The 20,460-nt window shown below is 68.4% G+C and carries 13 protein-coding genes; 6 read left to right on the top strand and 7 right to left on the bottom strand.

What is annotated here, in order from left to right:
* The first annotated feature begins 130 nt into the window (after positions 1-130).
* Genes dndB through dndE form a run of 4 tightly spaced genes read left to right on the top strand, consistent with a single transcriptional unit; the run spans position 131 to position 5,377 of the window.
* The gene (dndB, locus tag ACI79Q_RS04225) at positions 131-1,366 is read left to right on the top strand and encodes a DNA sulfur modification protein DndB (protein WP_456614235.1); all 1,236 of its coding nucleotides are present in this window, start codon (positions 131-133) and stop codon (positions 1,364-1,366) included.
* A complete protein-coding gene (dndC, locus tag ACI79Q_RS04220; RefSeq protein ID WP_456614234.1) occupies positions 1,363-2,949 on the top strand; it encodes a DNA phosphorothioation system sulfurtransferase DndC in 1,587 nt (528 codons plus the stop codon). The genes dndB and dndC overlap by 4 nt, the downstream gene beginning before the upstream one ends.
* Positions 2,946-4,955: a DNA sulfur modification protein DndD gene (gene dndD / locus ACI79Q_RS04215; protein ID WP_456614233.1), complete on the top strand. Its 2,010-nt coding sequence runs from the start codon at positions 2,946-2,948 to the stop codon at positions 4,953-4,955. Before dndC ends, dndD begins: the two co-directional genes overlap by 4 nt.
* Complete coding sequence (gene dndE, locus ACI79Q_RS04210; protein WP_456614232.1) at positions 4,952-5,377, top strand: DNA sulfur modification protein DndE; 426 nt, start codon at positions 4,952-4,954, stop codon at positions 5,375-5,377. Before dndD ends, dndE begins: the two co-directional genes overlap by 4 nt.
* Before the next feature lie 1,818 nt (positions 5,378-7,195).
* On the opposite strand, the gene ACI79Q_RS04205 is transcribed toward dndE, so the two are convergent.
* The 5 genes from ACI79Q_RS04205 to ACI79Q_RS04185 all read right to left on the bottom strand — a co-directional run bounded on the left by ACI79Q_RS04205 (position 7,196) and on the right by ACI79Q_RS04185 (position 16,363).
* The gene (locus ACI79Q_RS04205; RefSeq protein WP_456614231.1) at positions 7,196-7,702 is read right to left on the bottom strand and encodes a hypothetical protein; all 507 of its coding nucleotides are present in this window, start codon (positions 7,700-7,702) and stop codon (positions 7,196-7,198) included.
* Positions 7,703-7,808: 106 nt separating this feature from the next.
* Complete coding sequence (locus ACI79Q_RS04200; RefSeq protein WP_456614230.1) at positions 7,809-11,042, bottom strand: UvrD-helicase domain-containing protein; 3,234 nt, start codon at positions 11,040-11,042, stop codon at positions 7,809-7,811.
* Positions 11,039-14,101: a PD-(D/E)XK nuclease family protein gene (locus ACI79Q_RS04195; RefSeq protein WP_456614229.1), complete on the bottom strand. Its 3,063-nt coding sequence runs from the start codon at positions 14,099-14,101 to the stop codon at positions 11,039-11,041. The genes ACI79Q_RS04200 and ACI79Q_RS04195 overlap by 4 nt, the downstream gene beginning before the upstream one ends.
* A gap of 134 nt (positions 14,102-14,235) precedes the next feature.
* Positions 14,236-15,210, bottom strand: coding sequence for a DUF4268 domain-containing protein (locus ACI79Q_RS04190; protein ID WP_456614228.1), 975 nt, complete (start codon positions 15,208-15,210; stop codon positions 14,236-14,238).
* Between the two features lie 22 nt (positions 15,211-15,232).
* A complete protein-coding gene (locus tag ACI79Q_RS04185; RefSeq protein WP_456614227.1) occupies positions 15,233-16,363 on the bottom strand; it encodes a hypothetical protein in 1,131 nt (376 codons plus the stop codon).
* Positions 16,364-16,641: 278 nt separating this feature from the next.
* Between ACI79Q_RS04185 and ACI79Q_RS04180 the strand changes: the two genes are divergently transcribed.
* Both ACI79Q_RS04180 and ACI79Q_RS04175 read left to right on the top strand, forming a co-directional pair.
* The gene (locus tag ACI79Q_RS04180) at positions 16,642-17,325 is read left to right on the top strand and encodes a DUF6308 family protein (protein WP_456614226.1); all 684 of its coding nucleotides are present in this window, start codon (positions 16,642-16,644) and stop codon (positions 17,323-17,325) included.
* Between the two features lie 639 nt (positions 17,326-17,964).
* Positions 17,965-18,876 (top strand): EcsC family protein, encoded by a 912-nt coding sequence (locus ACI79Q_RS04175; RefSeq protein ID WP_456614225.1) that lies wholly within the window; start codon positions 17,965-17,967, stop codon positions 18,874-18,876.
* Between the two features lie 46 nt (positions 18,877-18,922).
* Here the strand turns inward: ACI79Q_RS04175 and ACI79Q_RS04170 are convergent, their stop codons facing one another.
* Entirely contained in the window at positions 18,923-19,414 is a 492-nt protein-coding gene (locus tag ACI79Q_RS04170) for a protein-tyrosine phosphatase family protein (RefSeq protein ID WP_456614224.1), read from the bottom strand.
* Positions 19,336-20,460: ADP-ribosylglycohydrolase family protein (locus tag ACI79Q_RS04165; RefSeq protein WP_456614223.1), on the bottom strand; the 1,125-nt coding region annotated here is incomplete at its 5' end. The genes ACI79Q_RS04165 and ACI79Q_RS04170, both read right to left, overlap by 79 nt.

Genomic DNA, 20,460 nt, shown 5'->3' with positions numbered 1-20,460 from the left:
GGGTCCTCGGCAGGCCGCATGCTATCGGCGATGGGCGACACGTTACGTGAAGTTTTTGACGTAGAACCGTCTCGAGTTTAACGTCTCCTCTGGCAGATGCGGCCGGGGCGCGGGGAGGAGTGGCACGAGCATGACAGGCAGCCAGGACACTTCTGCGCAGGCGACAGGTGCCGAGCTGATGGAGTCGGGCACGACAGGCGACGAGCCCTTGCAGGCCGGGACATACGGGGACGCAGGCGAGTCGGCCTATGAGTACGTGTTGCCCGCCATTCGAGGGGTGCAGGCCGGAACGACGTTCTTCGTGACCATGATCCCGTTGCGTGTCATCGCGAAGCTCTTCGTGTTCGACGGCGACGAGCTGGCTCCCGAGCTCCGAGCCCAGCGCAGCCTGAACAAAGGGCGCCTGCCGGAGCTCGTGCGGTACATGGTCGAGAACCCGACGAGCTACACGTTCTCGGCGTTGACGGCGAGCATCGACGGCACGGTTCGGTTTGAACCAGCGGGAGACGACCCTCAGACCAGCCTGCTCGGCAAGCTCCGCGTCCCGATGGAGTCCCGCTTCGTCATCAATGACGGCCAGCACCGGCACGCCGCGATCAAGGAAGCCCTCCAGCAGCTCCCGTCGCTTGGCCAGGAGATGATCGCTGTCGTCTTCTACTTGGACGTTGGTCTGCAGCGGTGTCAGCAGATGTTCGCCGACCTGAACAGACACGCCGTCCGTCCGTCGAAGTCCATCGGCGTCCTCTACGACCACCGCGACACCCACGCCAGCCTTTCCCGGCTCCTGGTCCTGCGTTGCCCGGTGTTCCGCGGGTTCGTCGAGATGGAGAGCTCCAGTCTGGCTAAGGCCTCGCGCAAGCTCTTCACGCTCTCGGCGGTGCACGGAGCGACGCGCACCCTGCTGGAGGGGCTCGGCGAGATGGATCAGGAGCAGGCGTTCGATCTCGCCGACCGATGGTGGCGGGCAGTTGACGAGCAACTACCCGAGTGGCAGGGCGTGCGAGCTCGGGAGATGCGTTCGCCAGAGGTCCGGGCGGACTTCATCCACACGCACGGAATCACGTTGGCCGCGCTTGCCCGAGCCGGGAACACGTTGCTGCGAACCGATCGAGACGTCGAGGCGTGGCGCCCAAGGCTCGCGGGGCTCCGGACACTGGACTGGAGCCGGCAAAACCCCCTCTGGGAGGGCCGGGCCCTGGTCGGTGGCCGGGTCGTCAAGGGGCAGACCAACGTCCTCCTGACCACAGCCGCAATTCGTCAGCACCTCGGTATGGACTTGCCACCCGACGAGCGACGTGCGGAGGACGCCCTCATGGGCGCGGGGGCACACCACAACGCAGACACGGGAATGAGGAGTGACCAGTGACCACCAGCCCCGAGAGCCCAACGGCTGTTCCCGGCGTCGGCGGTGCGAAGACCGTTGCCGTCAGCCTGAGCCGACGGTCGGCGTTCGCAGATGGCATGCGCACGGCTGTCGACGCGCTCGTGGACGAGACGGCCCGGCTGTACCTCGAGGACGACGTGCCTTGGGTCGTCGGTTACTCGGGGGGAAAGGACTCCACGGCCGTGCTCCAGCTGGTATGGATGGCAATTTCCAGCATCCCGGCCGAGCAACGGCATAAGACCGTGCATGTCATCACCACTGACACGCTTGTCGAGAACCCGATCGTCGCGGCGTGGGTCAGCCGCAGTCTGGATGTGCTGGGTGAGACGGCGACAGCGCAGGGACTTCCGATCGAGCCGCACCGCCTCACTCCGGCGGTGGAGGACAGTTTCTGGGTCAACCTGATTGGCCGCGGCTACCCGGCGCCGCGGCCGAAGTTCCGCTGGTGCACGGAGCGGCTGAAGATCAAGCCGAGCAACGCCTTCATCCGTGGTGTCGTTCGCCGCCACGGGGAGGCCATCCTCGTACTGGGCGTCCGCAAGGCCGAGTCGCAGGCCCGAGCGAAGACGATGGCTGCCGCGGCGGCAGCGGGACGGGTCCGCGACCGGCTGTCGCCGAACGTCAGTCTGCCCAACTCACTCGTGTACTCACCTGTTGAGGACTGGACCAACGACGATGTCTGGACCTTCCTCATGCAGGTGGAGAATCCCTGGGGCTATTCGAATCGGGACCTTCTGACCCTGTACCAGGGGGCGAGCTCGGATGGTGAATGTCCTCTGGTGGTCGATTCCACGACGCCGTCATGTGGGTCGAGCCGGTTTGGCTGCTGGACCTGCACCCTGGTGGACCAGGACAAGTCCATGACGGCCATGATCACGAACGACGCGGACAAGGAATGGATGAGCCCACTCTTGGAGCTCCGCAACGCACTTGACCTCAGTGACGACCGGGATCTGCGCGACTTCCGGCGGATGAACGGCACCGTGCAGCTCTTCCACGACCAGCCGATCCACGGCCCATACCTGCAGTCGGCGCGGCACGACTGGCTGCGCCGACTCCTGAGCGCTCAGACAGAGATCCGAAAGTACGGTCCGGACAACGTGCGGGACATCGAGCTGATCACAATGGCCGAACTCGAAGAGATCCGGCGTATCTGGGTGGTGGACAAGCACGAGTTCGAAGACGCCTTGCCTCACATCTATGAGGAGGCGACGGGTCGGCCCTACACCGGGCCGGAGCTCAGCGAGCGCCTGGCCCTAGGGCGTACAGAGGTCGAGATCCTCGCCGAGCTCTGTGGCGACGACCGGGTCCATTTCGAGATGGTGCGCGAGCTGCTCGACGTCGAGCAGCGACACCGCCTGAAGGTGCGACGCAGTGGGCTCTTTGGGGCCCTCGAGTCTGCGTTGAGCAAGGGCTTCTACGACGACGTCGTGGATGCCGCCGACCGCGCTCGACACCGAAAGGCCGTGTTGGCAGGCGCGACTGGCGCGAGCGTCGATCCCTTGGATGTCGCAGACGGTTGGGTGCAGCGCAGCGATGAGGAGAGCAACGGAGCAGCCGAGTGATCCTCGACGAACTGGTGCTGAATGACTTCGGCGCGTTCGCTGGTCGCCAGGTGCTCCCCCTGGCTCCGCAGGATGACCGACCGGTCGTCCTCGTCGGTGCACTGAACGGCACAGGTAAGACCACGGTTCTCGAGGCGCTGCAGCTGGCCCTGTTCGGCGCGCTCGCCCCCCAGGGCGGACGTCGGGGGATGAGCTATGAGGCTTATCTTCGTGCGGCCATCAACGACAAGCAGGACCCTGCCGTGGGGTCCGCGGTCGAGCTCGCCTTCCGGGCGCACATGGACGGTGCCTTCCGATCCCTGCGGGTCCGTCGCAGCTGGTGGAGCACACGGAACGACAAGATCCGCGAGCAGGTGCGGGTGGAGGTGGACGGCAAGCCTCATGCCGCCCTCTCAGAGCGGTGGACTGAGCACGTCGAGGCATTCGTACCCCGCGGAGTCGCGCATCTCTTCTTCTTTGACGGCGAGCAGATCGAGGCATTCGCTGACTTGGAGGTCAGTCGAGGTCTCCTCGAGACGGCCATCGGCGGGCTTCTCGGGCTCAACCTGGTAGATCGGCTGGTTGCGGACCTGGAGGTGCTCGAACGCCGCAAGAAGTCCGAGGCCGTCCAGGATGAGGAGGACGCTCGCTACTTGCACAGCCTCGAGGTCGCGCTCGAGGCGACTCGCCGGCGGGAACGTGACGCTCGGCAGGCGGTCGACCAGGCTGCGCAGCGTCACGCTCGGTCTCTAGAGCGCAAGGCGGCTGCTGAGGATCGCTTCCAGCGGGAAGGTGGTCGTTCGCACGAGGTCCGTTCGGAGATTGAGATGCGGGCCCGTGATGCTCAAGTGGCACGGGGTCTCACTGAGTCCCGTCTGGTGGAGGTCATGGGCGACCTGACTCCACTCTTGATGGTTCCCGAGCTCGTCCACTCCACAGCCAAGCGGGCCGCCCAGCTGCAGCGTCAAGAGGAGGATCGCCGGGTGGTCCAGGTCCTGGCTCGGCGAGACGAGGAGGTCCTCGACCTCATTCGGCAGCTCGCGGACGACGGTCAGCTGGGTGCAGGTGCGATGGAGAGTGTTGAGGGCCTGCTCAGCGCAGATCGGGAACGCCGGTCCGGCACGCATGTTGACGCCGTCTTCCAGGTCACCTCGGAGATGACCGACCTCCTTCAGGGGCTCGTCAACGGAGGGCTCGATCGCCTCGCCGAATCCGTACGCGAGCTGTTGATGGCCCATGAGGAATCCCTCGACGCCGTTGACCGCGCTGACGTAGAACTCGCCTCCGTGCCCAACGCCGACGCTCTGCACGAACTGATCCTCGAGCGGGAGCGAGCGGCAGAGGAAGAGCGGGAGGCCGGGGAACTGCTAGCGGCTGCTCGGGAGACTCATGCAGCCATTGAGGCGGAGCTCAGCAAGGCTTTGCGTAAGCAAGAACAGCAGCTTGAGCGAGCAGCCCGGGAGCGCCTGGCAGCCGAGGATGGTGAGCGGTTGCTTCGTCACTCGGAGAAGGCCCGCGCGACCCTACGACGACTCCGCGAGGAGGCGACCTCGCGTCACGCGCAGCAGATCCAGGCGCACGTGCTCGAAGCTGCACACAGCTTGCTTCGAAAAGACAGCCTGCTCAGCAGCGTAGAAATCGATCCCTCCACCCACCGTCTCGCTCTGCTCGACGCGGAGGCCAGGGAGATCATCCCTTCGAAGTTGTCCGCTGGCGAGCGTCAGATGATCGCAGTGAGCTTGTTGTGGGGCCTCGCTAAGGCTGCCGGCCGGCCGCTCCCCGTGGTCATCGACACACCGCTTGGCCGCTTGGACCGCAGTCATCGCAAGACCTTCGTCGAGACCTACCTGCCCAATGCGTCGCACCAGGTGATCGTCCTGTCGACCGACGCGGAAGTCGACGGTGACGCGATCCAGCGCCTCGGTGCTGCAGTGAGCCACACCGTCCACTTGGTGCATGACCCCAAGACGCGAAGTTCTCGCATCGAGTCCGGTTACGTGACCGAGCTAACGGGAGACGTGGCGTGATTGAGCAGCGAAGTGACCTCAGTGGGGGAAGCCACGAGGCACCAGCACCTCCGGCCACCGTGCGGTTGTCAAAGCAGACGCGGGAGCAGATAGCCACGCTGAAGCGGCGAACGGGTATCCGACACATGAACGTGCTTTGTCGGTGGGCACTTTGCCGGTCGTTGTCCGAACCGTCCGACCCCTCGGTGCAGTCATCAGACACGGCGACGGAGATCGAGTGGGATGTGTTCGCCGGGGCGGGAGGGCGTCTGTGGTGGAGCCTGCTGCTCGAAGCCGGATGGAGCCGTGGCGTGAATCCGTCGTCCTCGGAGGCTGATGCTCTTCTTCGTGCTCACATTGCCCGAGGCATGTCCTACTTGGTCGGGGATCCAGCCATCAAGGACGTCACGAGCCTAGCGAGGCTGGCCCTCGCACCGATGTAGGTGGTCGGCGGCGTTGTGTGGAGAGCGATGTCTCTTTCCCCGACCGGATGGCTTCTGACTCGAAAACGCTGGCTTTGGCCTGGACATAGCGGGCGCGACAGTTGAGCATGCCCTCTCGCTGTGACTACCAAGCCGGACCGGGACCGTCACATTTTGGTACAGACAGATCCGCTGGATGGACCCGGGGCGCGGAGTCGGGTAGTTTCCTTTGCGTTTCTCTTGGGGCGGCGAGGGGCGCTGATCTCAGGCGCAGCGATGACGGGGGAAGGTTGACGGCGAGGTTTGAGTCGGATTCCGGGACCCGACCGACGCCTGTAACGGTGGACGAGTTGGTGGCGCTGCTAGCCCCTGGAGACATCGGTGGGCAGGTGCACGGGAGCCAGTCCGGTGCAATAGGCGGGCATGCCCGAGTCAACTCTCGGCGTTCTGGCGACGTAGTCGACGGGCGCATGCGCCAGAGAGTCCTAAAGCTGGCAGCCGAGAAGGACCTCACGAACGAGAGTGTCCGGGAATGCCTGGGTGTTGACCGTACTGACGCTCTTCGGATCCTCCGCGGGTTGACCGCCCAGGGGATCCTCGAGCGCCGAGGCGCGAAGCGGGGCACCCATTACGTAGTAGCTGCTACCTATGTGCCCGAGGAAACTCATGGCGGTCCTGGCGACGATGGCCAAATCGAGCCATCGTTGCCTACTGAGGCATTACGGTCGGATCCTTCTCTGGAGGCGGGCTTCAACGCGCGCATTTGTAGCGACGTTGAGGTTATACGACCACTCTTGAATGGTTGGTATCTCGAGATGCTGGATAAGCTCGGAGGCGTTGAGTTCGCCCGGTATGCGCTGCGGCGAGCGAAGCCGCTTCGTCTACTGCGAAGACTTCACAGGAGAGAACTCCTGGGCTACAGCATAGAGGCCGCAGTCCTCGACCCTTCATTTGAGCGTTTGTTCACGAAAGATGAGTTGCACACGGCTAGGCTGCGAATGATAGAGCTTGCTTCTACGCGATAAAATCCCTGGCGAAATTTGCACACGCGTCGTGGCGAAAAGGCGGGTGCCGTGCTGCTAACCGGGGGCTGAACGGCGGCAAAGCGCAGGTCTTTGCCCTGGAGCTGCCACTGGAAGCGGTCCACCCTGGTCGGAAGGCCACGGTGACCGGTCGGATGGCGGGGCAGAGCCACGATGAGCGGCATCCCGCGTGCCACGTTCGTCACGACGGCCGAGCTGCCCGCGTGTTCGGCCTCCAGGCGCTGGCGTACTGAACCAACGACGTATCCGGCGCGCGCCTTGACCAGGAAGTGGTGGGCGTGGACTCACTGCAGCTCTGCGATGACGGCCTTGTCCAGCAGGAGGGACTGGTCGCAGGCTCGAGGTCGATATCGAGGAAGTTGACGGGTGCCCGAGCGCTCACGTCCTGTATCGCCTGGAAAGCCGTCAGCACGTCGGCGCCAGCACAGTCCTCCGGGAAGAGCGGGACGACCTGGTAGTGGCATCCGCGCGCTCAGCAGCGCGGGGGCCAGGCAGTCGAGCGGCGTCAGGACATCCGGTTCCCCGAGTAGGTCGTAGGCCCAGAACCCCGGGGAGCGATTGCGCTGGGTGTATTGGTCGAGTGCTTGAGCGCGCATGCTCGAAGCGCGGCGATGCTGGAGTGAGTGCTCGACTGTTCGTGAGAAGGGGCATGAGGTTCTTCCTATTTGATGCCGCGTCCGGCACAGGCTCGCCACGGGGGCTATGAGAACTGGGCATGCCCAACTTCCCGCACATGTCGCCAACAGCGTCATGCCTCTGGTGAGCTGCCCGACGACGGTTCAGCGGTATGAAGCGGTTAGGCGCAGTAGTCGCAGCGACCGCTGGCGGGAAGCACCAGATTGTGGGTGGAGCAGATCTTGGGCGAAGGGAGCGCGGGCTTCTGCCGGGGTGTCCGCTCGACGGTGTAGAGCGACGTCTTCTTGGCGATGAAGAGCGCCGTCATCTGTGGTGCTGCGTCGTCGGGGACGTGGTCGCAGTACGCGCGGTAGCAGGTGAGGCGGTCGACGGCGGCGGCACGCTGCCGCTCGGCGAACGAGGCGAAGCCCCCGGGGTGCTCGTGGTTGACGTACCCGTCGCCCACGCCACCGGTCCCGGTTCTCACGACCAGGGCTGACAGCGGGGGCTTGCCCTCGGTGAGGGTGGCAGCCTGCACCGGTCCGAGCACCTGACCGATCCAGTGGCCCAGCATCATGCGGGTCCGGTAGCCGGTCTTGTCGAACAACTGCTGAGCGAGTTGCTCGTACGTGAGCGAGCCGCCGTAGGTGGATGCGACCGTCTCGAGAATGCCTTCCGTGGCCTGCACCCAAGCAGCTACCGCCACATGCCAATCGACCTTCTTCGTCGGGTCCGAGTCGTGCCAGGTGCCAGGTGCCTCAGCCATCAGCGCCTCCGAGATCCATCAGTTGTCTTCAGCTCCTCGACGACGGCGCAGGGACGACGTGAGCCCCGGCTGGTGCCAGGAACGCGAGCTGCTCGTCCACGGAGGTCGCGCCGCCAGCGGCCATCAGCAAGCGCCCGTATGTCCGGATCTGGGGCGCGTAGTACTGCACTCGGGCAGCGACCGCCTCGGCCGGGATGGCGTCGGTCTTGTAGTCGACGACCACGAGTGAGCCGTCGTCCTCCCGGTAGACGAGGTCGACGTAGCCCTCGAGCACGGTGCCGTCTTCCTGCACCGTGCCGACGTACATCTCCCGCCAGTGCTCCCTCGCGGCCGCCCGCTGCAAGATCGTCGACTCCAGCGCCGAGCGCACCAGCGCCGTGACGACGTCGGCGTGCGTCTCGACACCCTCGGCCACGCACTGCGCCGCCACGGCGTTGTCCAGACCGCGCCCCGTGGCCAGCTCGATCTGCTGCAGCACCCCGTGCACCGCCCGGCCGATCGCCGTCCCGTACCGGCCCTTCGACCAGGCCGGCAGCTCGACGTTGAGGGCGCCCTTCGCTGAACCGGTGTCGGCCCCGCCGAAAGCGACCGAGGGCTCCGTCCCCTCGAGCCCCGAGGCCGACATGGCGGAGGCGACCGCGCTGGCCGAACGCACCCGGGTCAGCTCCGCCAGCCAGTCGCCGTACTCCTCCGGAACTCGGGGCGCGACGGGCTCGACGAAGACCGACGAGCCGTCGCCCAGCTCCGCCACCGACCACGACTCCGCGCCGGACGCGCCACCTCCGCCGTCCGCGATCAGCTTGGCCGCGGTCTCGGTGCGCGACACCGCCGAGCGGTGCAGGGACACCACGAGGTGGTCCCGGGCCCGGGTCGCCGCGACGTACAGCAGCCGCCGGCGCTCGCGCTCGTCCATCTGCTCGTCCACCGGCTGGGCGGCGTCGAAGTCACCCGTCGTCACGCCCTTGCGCAGGGACACCTCGTAGCCGCCGGACGCCGGCCACAGCACCCGGACCCCCGAGGGGCTGCGCGGCCCCGCGGTCAGGCCGCTCATCACGACGATCGGGAACTCCAGCCCCTTCGCCGCATGGATCGTCATGATCCGCACCGAGCTGGCGTCGGTCTCCGGCAGCGATGCCTCGACGACACGCGAGCTCTCCTGGCCCTGCAGCTCGGCCCACGCGAGGTAGGCGCGCAGCCCACCGTGCTCCGACTCGGACCACGCCCGCGCCTGGTCGACGACGAACCGCAGCCGCCGCCACTGGTCCCGCGCCCGTGGACTGGTCGCGGCGACCTCGAGCATCCGGCGGTCGGTCACCAGGGCGGCCAGCACCTCGGCGGGCGACAGCCACCGCGAGTCGTTGTGCAGCCGCCGCAGGTAGACCAGCGCCCGCGCCACCGGGTGGTTGCGGCGGTCGTCGGGGACCGGTGCCAGCAGATTGAGCACCCCGCCGTCGCGCTTCCAGGTCCAGAGGTCGTCGTTGCCGCAGCCGAACAGCGGTGAGCGGAGCGCGGTGACCAGGGCCAACCCGTCGCTCGGGTCGGCGACCGCCCGCGCGGCGGCCAGCAGGTCGCGGACCTCCTGCGCCTCGTAGACGAGCGAGCTCGCCTCGGCGCGGTAGGGGATGCCAGCGTCGTCGAGCGCCTCCTCGAGGAAGGGCAGGGACGTGCGCGCCGGCACGAGGATCGCGACGTCGTCGAGCCGCGCCGGCCGCCACTCCTTGGTCTCGTCGTCGCAGACCTGCCAGCCCTCGGTGATCGCCCGGCGGACCACCCCGGCGACGTCCGCGGCCTCGAGCTCGCGGAGCTCCGCCGCCGACAGTTTGTCGAGGTGCGCCTCCGCGCCGAGGGCCACGACCGACGGTGAGTCCCCGAGCGGCTCACGCACCGCGTCCAGGGCGCGGTACTCCGGCTGCCTGTCCGGCTCCGCCACGATCAGCCGGCCGAAGACGTCGTTGACCCAGGAGAGGATCGGCTCGGTGGTGCGGAAGTTCGACGTCAGGCTGACCTCGCCGCCGATCACCCGCTGCGACCGCAGGTACATCGCGATGTCGGCCCGGCGGAACCGGTAGATCGACTGCTTGGGGTCACCCACGACGAAGAGGGACCCAGGTGGGACGACGACGTCCTCCCACTGCTCCTGGCTGGCCTCGGCGCCACCCGCGATGCGGACCGCCAGCTCGATCTGGATGGGGTCGGTGTCCTGGAACTCGTCCAGCAGCAGGTGCGAGTAGCGGTCGTGCAGCGCCGCTCGCACCGCAGGCTCGTGCCGAAGGAGGTCCCGCGAGATCACCAGCAGGTCGTGGAACTCCAGGCGGCCGGCGGCCTTGCGCTGCTGGGCGGCGTCGATGACCCGCGCGGCGATCCACCGCGACAGCAGCCGCAGCGTCGTCTCCAGCACGTCTTTCACGACTGCGTCGGCGTCGGCGATCAGCTGCTTGCAGGCGTCCTTGAGGCCGTCGAGGGCCGCCTTGCCGCCCCAGTTCTTCGCCTGGCCGTGCCGGTGCTTCAGATCGGCGGCCTCGCGCAGGACCTCGAGCCGCTGGGCCGCGTCCACCGCCGCACCCAGCCGGGTGCCCCACGCGCCGAAGGAGGCAAGGTCGGGAAGGAGCTTGTCGGCGGCGTCGGTGCACTCGTCGGTGCGACCGGCCAGCTCGGTCGCCGTCCGCACCAGCTCGTCGAGGTCGCGCAGCTCCGGGACCGGCAGCTGCTCGTCGGTGAGCACCCGCTCGGACACCAGGTCCCAGTCGGCGTTGAACAGCTTGGCCAGGGAGCGCAGGTGGTCCAGCGTCACGCCGGCCGACATCGCCAGCAGCAGCGGCTGCGCGATGGCGTCGTCGTCCAGCAGCCGGGTCCGCTGCTCGGCCCACCGCTCCTCGAAGGAGACGGAGCTGCTCAGCTCGTCGGCGACCTCCAGCAGCGGCGGCAGGCCCGCTTCGATCGGGTGCTCGCCGAGGATCCGCTGCGCGAAGGAGTGCAGCGTGCCGATCGCGGCGCCGTCCAGGTCGTCGAGCGCCTGCTCGGCGAGATCGCCGCCGTCGCGCTCTAGCGCCGCGCGCAGCCGGTCGCGCAGCTCGGCGCCGGCCTTCTCGGTGAACGTGACCGCGGCGATCGACCTCATCGGGACGCGCGCCTCGGTGACCAGTGCGGTGATCCGGTCGACCAGGCAGGTCGTCTTGCCCGAGCCCGCACCTGCCTCGACGAAGAGGGTGCGGTCGAGGTCCTCGCGGATCGCGCGGCGGGCGGCGTCGTCGTTCAGGTTCATGACTGGCCTCCATCGGCGGGCAGCGGCTCGATGAGGGCGACCAGCTCGGCCAGCCGCGGGTCGGTCTTGGTGCGCAGCCAGCGGGCGCGCGCGTTGCCGTGGCCGATGCCGTCGGGGTTGCAGAAGGCGCACTGGACGTAGGCGAAGTCGTCCTTCTCCGGCGGTCGGGCCGGGAAGAGACCGGTGCGGATGCCGGTGACCAGCACCTGCAGGGTCTGCGCGTACCGCTGCTCCACCTCGGAGGTGAGCGGGACGGCGATGCGCCCCTTGTCCCGTCGCACGAACCAGTAGGCGGCCTCGACCTCAGCGTCTGGCCGGTCGAGGACCTGCCGGGCCGCGTGGGCGTAGACGGGCAGCTGCATCTTCGAGCCACCCAGCACCGGGTCGTCGGCGCAGAGGCCGGCGAACGAGCGGGCGCTGCCGCTCTTGATGTCGGTCACCACGAGCCGGCCGTCGGCGGTCTCGTCGACCTTGTCGGCCGAGCCGCGCATGAGCACGGTGCCGCCGTCGGGCAGCGGGACGGCCACCGGTTCTGCACCGTTCATGCCGAAGGCCAGCTCGCTGGCGAGAACGCGGGCCTGCTGCTCGGCGCGCCACACGTCGTCGGCGGCGAGCATGGCCTGCAGGTCCGCCTGGATGCGGACGAGCACCTGCTGCCACAGGCGCGGATGACCGGTGCGCCCGTCGGCGGCCATCTCTGCGGCCCGGGCGTCGGCGATCTCGGCGAGCCGGTGGCGGTGTTCGTCGGTCCAGGGCTCGCCGTGGCCGGGCAGGTCGTCGGCGAACTCGGTGACCAACTGGTCGAACGACTCGTGCATCAGGGTGCCGATGTCGGCGGGGCTGATCGTGAGGACGTCCTCGGGCTGCTCGATCGGCTGGATGCCCAGCACCTTGTCGATGAAGTAGGAGTGCGGGCAGCCGGCGTACTTCTCCAGCGCGGTGGGGGAGACGGCGCGCTCGCCGGCGGCGAAGTCGGGGAGCCCGTCGGCGACAGCGGAGAGGTCACCGTCGAACCGGGTGAACGCGTCGCTCTCACGGCCCTCGGAAAGTGTGTGCGCCGCCGTGACGACGGCGTCGTCCAGCTGCAGACCACCGTGTGCCGCCTGCGTCCGCCACTCTTGCTCGCAGGCCGGCTGCTGGGCCGTGGCCAGGGAACCGGCGAAGGATGGCGAGGTGGTGAGGTGGTCCGCGGCCGTCTCCCACTTGGTGGCGGTCAGCCCTGGGTTGCCGGAGAGCATCCGCAGGGTGGGCAGCAGCCAGCGGCTGGGCAGGTACCGGCTCTTGGTGCGCAGGTCGCCGCGGGGGAACGACGCCACGACCTGCGGTGCGGCGGCGAAGGCAGCGAGCAGGTGGCGGTGGGCGGCGTCGATGCGTTCCCGGTAACCGAGCAGCTGGCCGGCGGTCACCTCGCGAGCGCGCTCCGGCAGCAGCGGGTCCTCGCGGAGCCGGCCGGGGTACACGCCCTCGGCGAGGCCCAGGACGAAGACGACGTCGACGTCCAGCCCGATGGCTGCGGAGACCGGGGCGACGAGCACGCCGTCGCCGAACCGGCCGACGCGGGGGAGCGCGGCTTCGAGCTGGCTGGCCAGCGTCTCGCGCAGTTGCCTGAGCCCGGCCGGGGCACCGAGGGCATCGAGGGCGCCGAGCGTGCGGAGCGACTGCTCCAGGGCGTTGGCCGCGTACTGCTCCTCGACGGGAAGGGCAGTCAGCTCCTCGGCCTCGCCGATCAGCGAGTGGACGAGGTCCAGCGCCCAGCCGGACAGCTCCGCCCAGCTCAGCAGGGCCGCGCCGCGGTGCAGCTCGGCGCGCAGGTGGACGGCGAAGCCGCGCAGCCGCTCGGCGTTGTCGATGTCGACGGCCAGCTTCTCGCGCCGTCCCTCGCTGTCGCTCTCGGCCAGCTCCTCGCGGTGGGCATCGGCGTAGTGCTGGAGCCTGGTGTCCCAGTCGTCGCCCTTGACGACGCCGGCCGCACGCGACAGCCGCTCCCAGCGGGAGACGGGGATGCGCTGCCCGTCGGCGGTCCGCATCGGGACGGCGGCGAGCACGCGGAACAGGTCGCTGCGGGGCAGCTCGTTGGCCGCCAGATCGAGCAGCTCGAGGACGGCTCGGGCGACGGCGCGCTCGTGCACCGGGCGGGTGCCGGGCCCGTTCACGGTGACGCCGGCTGCGCCGAGGTGCTCGTGCAGCAGACGCGCGTAGGGGTTGCCCTTCGCGTAGAGGACGGCGACGCGGTGGGCCTTCGTCCTCTTCAGGGCGGTGACGACCTCGCGGACGACGCAGCGGACCTCGTCGTCGGCGTCGGAGGCGGTGAGGACGCGGGTGGCGGTGGGTTCACGTGTGCTGTCGCCGCAGTCGGCGCCGACCCGGTGGAGGGACCGGAGGACCGCGGCGTCCGCCTTGTCGCTGCCGGTGCGGCCGGCGACGACGCGCAGCGTGCCCGCCGTGGCGACCGCATTGATGACGTCGGCTTCCGCCTGGGTGAGCTGCTGGGGCAGGTAGAGGATGAGGGTGCCGACCTCTCGGATCCGTTCCGGCTGCTCGCGCGCGATGTTCGTGGCGGTGCGCAGGAGGTCGGTCTCGTCGTACCAGGCGGGGGAGAGGCCGGCCCGCACGTCCCGGTGGAGGCGGACGAGGCCGGGGCCGAGCGTGGTGGCGCCGGCGACGGCATCGAGGGCGGCGTCGTCGAGGTCGCGCAGCTCACGGCCGGCGCGTACGAGGGCCTCCACGGTGGCCGGGTGCTCGGCGACCGCCTCGAAGACGCCGGGCTCCTTGCTGAGCGCGGCCCGCCACGAAGCAGCGACGACTGCCGTGGTGGCGGGGCGGCGTGGGTGCAGCGCCGGGGCCGCGAGCTGCTCGGCGAGGCGGACGACCGTCGTGGGGAACAGCGCCGCGACTCCGGAGTGGCCGTCGTGGAGGCCGTGGGCGAGGAAGCGGCGGGCCACGATGCCGGCGATGTTGTTCGGCACGAGGACCGTCACGGGTGCGAGCGGGTCGCCGTCCTTGGCCTCCCGGACGGCGTCTCGGAGTTCCTCCAGCGCAGCGCGGCCGTACGCGGTCATGCATCCCCCCGTGGTCAGAACCACGGCGGACCGTAACAACGACGGCTCGGCAGACCGGGGTACCGCACCGGATGCTGCCTGGCGTCTCCCCCTATCGGGTCACAGCAACCTCACGCATCGCCTGAGCGACCGACTCAGCCGCCCACGACATAGCTGATGCCGCCCACGCACGCGAAGGCCCTTCGGAGCCTCGTCTGCGTCTCGACCATCCAGTCGAGGTAGGCGGGCCAGCTCTCGCGCTGGTCGACAGCGGCCGGCCCCGTCTGATCCTCGATCCGGCAGGCCTTCTTTCCCTCCAAGGGATCGAAGTGGAGCCGTCCGCCGTACTCGGCTTCGAACTGCTCGCGCACGTCCACAAGTCGGTCGAACATCGCCTGGTTCTGCTGAGCGCTGGCGTTGTCGAAGTAGAGCTCGCTGCGCAAGCGGGAGTCCTTCGCGAAACTTACGCCCCAGATGAGGCCCTGGCCGCCGCCAGGCATGTCGAAGTGGCTGGTGGTCGGCGCCTTACCCTTCGACCAGTTCAACTTCTCCGCCTTCAGACGATCCAGCAGCTCCTGCCAGAACTGCTGGTACAGCACACCCTTCACGCCAGGGGACTGCTGCTGGCTCTGGGCGGCCGTCTTCTTCGACTTGGCCCAGTCGTTGGGCTGGCTGACGACCGTGAACAGCGGTGCAGGTGCCGAGTCGCCGATCCGCACCGCGGAGATCTGGACGCCGAAGAATCGGGTGCCTTCCTGCGTGTGGGTGTTGAGCCAGTCGAGTGCGGCCCGGTGCTCCTGCCTGAACTCAGGTGCCACCCAGACGATGTTGCTCACCTCATCCACACCGGCGGCGTAGGTGAGCAGCTGGCCGAGGTGACTGTGATCCGTCTTCTGGAGCTGATTCTCGACGATCACGGTCTCGCCCGTGCTGATGTCGTGGCCCAGCAGATCCAGGTAGAAGTCGCCGATCGGGTGCTCGTTCACGGTGAGCTCGAGGTCCATCCCGAGGGCGTCACCGAGCCGATCGGCGTTCTCCAGCAACCACGGGGTGAAGACGTACGCCTCGTGTGACCAGACCTCGGTCACCGGGACCGTCTCGAGCTTCCCCAGCAGCGGCACGTGGGTCACGGTGCGATCCTCAGCAATCAGTTCAGACAAGAGCGCCGAATCCTGCATCGAAGATGTTCGATGGAGCATCTCGCGATGAGGAGGGCCCGCACAGTCGTTGGGCGGCAGCCACGATGGCGGTGCGCAGATGGGAGCGCTTCAAGAGATCGAGAGGCACCCCGGGCCGCTTCTTGAACTCGGCTTGGGCGATGGCATCGGTCGCGAGCGGAAGGCCCGCGGCCGAGAGATCTTCCAGGAAGCGAGCCAGAGCTGCGGGGTCGGCTCCGCGCGCCCATTGGAAGTTGCATGAGAGCGATGTGGGGGATCCGCAGTGCACGCTGAACGGAGCAATTTCGGCGCCGGACGCTGCGGTACCCCAGAGCGAGTAGCTCGGGTAGGCACCCGAGCCGCCGCCTCGGACATGAAAGCCCTGAGCCGCGAGGTCCGCGGCGAACGATGCGACCGCGTCCGCGAGTCCGGGATCGCGTTCCCGCAACCAGGCATCGACGTCCGTGTGGTTCCACCGGACGGTGCTGGCTGTGCTGCGTCTCGCGTTCTTGTCATCGGCGGACTCCGAGCCGTACACGGTCGGGATGAGGATCTCGGTGTCGCTGTGCACGGCGTGGCGAAGCTCGATGGCCAGCAGGCGCATCCCCGCTGTGGTGTGCGTATTGAGGTAGCGGACGATTCGTCGGAGATCCGTGCTGATCGAGTCGACCGCCAGCACCAACGTGAAGACCCCGGCCGCGAGGTTCGTCTCGAAGGCGCGGCGCGCGTCATCCGGCTGGCCATCAAACAGGGCGTCGAGGGACGGACCGCCGCGCGACTGCCACAGTTCCTCGAACATCTTTGGAGTGAGCTCGGCGAGACGTGCTGCGTAATCGAAAATCTGCCCGACGATGGTCCGGCGAATGTCTGCGTCAGTCGCCAGCTTGCATTCGACGATGGTGATGGTGCCGTCGCTGTCGACGACGACGAGGTCGGCGCGACCAACGCTGGTGGCCAGTTCGCGGACCGCGATGGCCTCCGCGCTGACGCCCTCGATGAGGCTCGGCTGCTCACACAGGATCTGTTGCAGTTCAGCTTCGTTCATGTACCCGTAGCTGTTGGGCTCGGTCCACCTACCACCGTGGTCCCGAACGCGGATTTCGACGGCGCTGCGCGGTGAGGACACGGTGGCACTGTGGCACGGCTCTGACACGACGCTGGCGAGGTTGACCGGAGGCGCGCCGGTCCTGGCGGCCGTCGAGGAGCTGTCGACGCTGCGGACGTGCTGCCCGGACCGTCCCGCCGACGGCCCACATGTGCAGGACTCGTCCACGCCGCAGAGCTGGGCCATGACCGCCATGAACGGCGATCCGTCCCTGGCAGCAACGACACACTGCGCGCTGGTTCGACGGGTCTCATTGGCGTGTCCGCGACACCCTGGCTCGTATCCATAACAGTCGAGGGGTGATCCGAACTCCGATCGAGCTCTCCCGGTTGCTGTCCATCGTCGAGGACCCGCGGACGACCGAAGACCTCCGCAAGTACTTCGAGCCCACGCGCGCTCCGGGGACGATGCCGCGCTACTCCGGCAGCCGCTTCGAGTTCTTGGCGGGTGGCGGCGACCGGCCCGAGACGGCTGACCGGATCACTGTCGACGATCTCGTGGCGGTGACCCTCCTGTCGGTCGACGTGCCCGGTGACGTGGCGCTGCAGCTGCTGGAAGGCGACCTAGGGTGCGACATCAGCCGGCATCTTCAGCGCATCCCCACCGACATGGCGATCAGCGATCACGCTGCCGCCCAGCACTTCGCCAGTCACTCGCACGCAAGGGTCGCTTGGGATCTGCTGGAGGAGCCGTACGGCATGGGCTGGGTGATCACAGGCAAGTTGCTGGCCCGAAAGCGGCCCCGCCTCCTCCCGGTGTACGACCGGGTGGTCCGCTGTGCCTACGGGCGCCCAGACGGACTGTGGAGCTGGCTGTTCGCGATGTTCGCGGATGACGGCGCCCGGCTGAGCGACCGTCTCCTGGCGGCACGTGAGGCGGCAGGCGTGTCGCCCGGGGTGTCTGCACTCCGGGTGCTGGACGTCATCGTCTGGATGCGCCACCGACCCGTTCACTTGCTGAACGGATGTCCTGGGCTGCTCTGAGGATGCGTGGATCACGCGCGGGAGACCGCGTGGTCACCCCGGCCAGCCGAGCAGGTGGTGTGCGTGCCGCCCGGCGAACCACCGACCGGTCGTCCTGGATTTCCGGTAGGCGCCGAGGTAGCCCACCGGTTTCACGGTCGTGGACCTGCCAGGAGCGGCCGTCGGATCGGTTTGGCAGCTCGTTGCCCAACCGAGCGATACGGGCATACCAGCCTGCGTAGGCATCTCAAGCGAGTGACCGGAACCAGGTCGAGGTGGTACCGGGCAACAGTGGAGCCCAGAGCGGGGACGTGCCATGGACGACGTCGGCGTCGTGTTGTGAGCCGTCCCGTGAGCACTCCAGGTGGGACAGGTACAGAGGGCACCCAGCCATTCGAGCCGAGCGGTGAGGCGCCGTCAAACCCGTGGCTCGGTCAGCCGCCGACCTTGCCCGCTCCCGCAGCACCGTCGCGACGCTTCCCCCACGTCGCACTCCAGCCCCACGCACCTCGGACTCGCGCGCCGCTGTCGTGATCCTCGCCTAGCCTCCTCCGAATGATCGGAAGCGGGCCCAGCCTGAACCCCATGTCATCTTACGAGCGAGCCAGGTGGGATGAGTTGCAGTCGCATTGGGGGGAGAAGGTCGCGAGGAGGCAGTTGATGTCGCCGCGCGTCAGGGCAGCGCTGGATACGGCTGCACAGGCTTCCAAGGACACGGCATCGAAGGCCGGTCGTGCGGTCTCCGAGGTGACTCCGGACAGGGTCAAGGAGGTCGCGGGTCACGCGCTGGATGCCGCCCTCGTGCCCACGGTTAAGGGCGTCGTCCACCTGCTCGAGCTCATCAACGACTGGGTGGTCGAATTGACCGACCAACAGGCGGTGATCGATCACCATCGGAGCAAGGGCCGCGACGTCACGCACTTGAAGGACCTGAAGAAACTCGATCTCCAGCTTCTGGAGGAGTTCACAGAGGGGATGGTTCTCCGCTGGCGAACGCTCGGGGCGGCTCAGGGTGCGAGTTTTGGCGCGCTCGCCATGATTCCGGTGCCGGTCGTCGGCAGCCTGGCGGCGATCACTCTTGACATGGTGGCCATGCAGGCGCTCAGCGGCGCCATCGCCACTCGCATCTGCTACGCGTACGGCTTCGACGCGGGCGACCCAGCCATGCGGCACATGATCGACCGCATGGTCGTACGCGCCTATCGGAATCAGGCGCCCAAAGCCGGAACCGTCAAGAGCGCCGGCGCGGCGTTCAGCGCCGCAAAGGGCCGCATCAATTGGAGCCAGAAGCTCCGCGAAGACCACCGCCTCATGGCTGCGGTGGAAAAGCTTATGAAGCAGATGGGTGGTGGCGGCCGAGTGCCCGTGAAGAACGTCCGCATGGGCATGCCGTTGATTGCCATCTTCGCGGGTGCAGGGACCAATGCCCATGTGCTCGGCGACATCGCCAAGCAGGCGCGTCACTACGGGGCGACCATGCTGCTCGCGGAGAAGTACGGTCTCGAGTTGCCGCCGAACCTTCGTCAGGACCTCGACACTGAGGAGCCCATCGAGGGTGGCGACGAGCGATGACGGCCTGACGAGCGTCAGGCGGTGCCCTCGTGATCAAGACCGGCGGTCAGCGAGCGAGTTGATGCAATGCAGCGGTGAAGCTGCTGTTCCACAGCCCGAGGTGCGGCCAGCGGTCGGCGACGTGCGCAGTCGCCTCCTCGACGGACATGCCCCGCTCGCGCACCAGCCAGCCGCGCAGCACCAGCCCGGTGCGGGAGGCGCCGCCGTGGCAGTGCACCAGCAGCCGGTGTCCCTCGTCGCGCAGCGCCTTCATGTCGTCCAGGACGTCGGCGAGCATGACGTCGAGGTCGGCGTTGTGCTCGTTGTCGGCGATGTAGGCCATCCGGTGCACCGGGTGCGGGAACGGCTCACCGAGCCGGCACAGCGAGATGACGGCGAAGTCGTCATCGCTGTAGCGCGCGCCGTCGAGGTTGCCGGCCCAGATGCCGGGGAGGACCTCCGTCGGGCCGATCCGCGGAATCACGCCCGGGTCGTAGTTCTGCTGCACCCCGCCGTCCAGCGAGGCGGCGAGCTGCTGCAGATCGGCCAGCCGCCACACGCGATCGCCGTGTCCGGGCACCCGCCCGTGCACCGCCGACGCCCACCGGCTCGGGGTGCCGCCCATCCCGTACACCGCTCTCGCCAACGCGCCGGCGACGCACGCCACCGTGTCGGTGTCGCCACCCAGGTCGACACCCGCCGCAGAACCTCGGCGAAGTCCCGCCCGTGCCGGAGAGCCCACACTGCCTGGCCGAGCGTCGGCCACACCGCGCCGTTCGACTCGGTGGCCCGGTCAGGCGTCCAGTCGGGCGTGAGCACCGCCGCCCACCGCTCCCGGTGCTCGGGCAGTACCGCCTCCAGCGCGGATGGGATCCCGAACAACGGGTCTTCACCATCGAGAGCCACACGCATCAGCTCGTGGAAGACCGCGCATCCCTCGCCGGCCGACGGGTCGCCGTGGGTGAGTGCCGATGTACGGCGGGCGGCGTCCATGGTCGCCTCGCGTCCGTCTCGCGAGAACCGGATCGCCGCAGGCGTCGTCCGCATCAGCGAGCCGCTGCCGGCCGCGTGCCCGGACCGGGCGAAGTGCTCGGCCGCGGCGACGTCCCACGACCGGCCGGAACCAAGGACGGCGCGCGTCTGGTTGCCGATGTCCGGCGGCCCGGCCTCGGCCCACGCCCGGAACCGGTCGAAGACGTCGGCCTCGTCGAACCCGTTCCTCTCCAATAGCGACGTCGCCACGAGCAGCGCCATCTGGGTGTCGTCGGTGAACTCGCCCGGCTCCCAGCCCAGCGAGTCGCCCCCGCACATCTCCGTCTTCGATCCCCGCGCCGGCACCGGGAAGCAGGTGGAGAACTGCCTGGGCGGTCCGAACTCGAACGGGGCGCCGAGGGCGTCGCCGACGGCGGAGCCGACGAGCGCGCCGGCCACTCGGTGGGAGCGGTGCATGCGCGGGTTCACCCAGGCATCCTGGCCGACGGCGGTGATGAGCGCCCGGGCGAGACCGGTGAGCGGCCGGTCGGCGACCAGGGGGACGCGCACCCGGGTCCAGACGTCGGCCGGCCCGGGCTCTTCCGGCGACCCGGCGGTGTAGCGCCAGTCGAT

It is taken from the genome of Blastococcus sp. SYSU DS0828 (assembly GCF_054050975.1).
Note: the sequence above shows the minus strand (reverse complement) of the source record. Positions and strands in the feature narration are given on the sequence as shown.

Coding starts and splice junctions, on each gene's coding strand:
- dndB (WP_456614235.1), top strand. CDS start 131: ATGACAGGCAGCCAGGACACTTCTGCGCAGGCGACAGGTGCCGAGCTG.
- ACI79Q_RS04200 (WP_456614230.1), bottom strand. CDS start 11,042: ATGAACCTGAACGACGACGCCGCCCGCCGCGCGATCCGCGAGGACCTC.
- ACI79Q_RS04195 (WP_456614229.1), bottom strand. CDS start 14,101: ATGACCGCGTACGGCCGCGCTGCGCTGGAGGAACTCCGAGACGCCGTC.
- ACI79Q_RS04175 (WP_456614225.1), top strand. CDS start 17,965: ATGTCGCCGCGCGTCAGGGCAGCGCTGGATACGGCTGCACAGGCTTCC.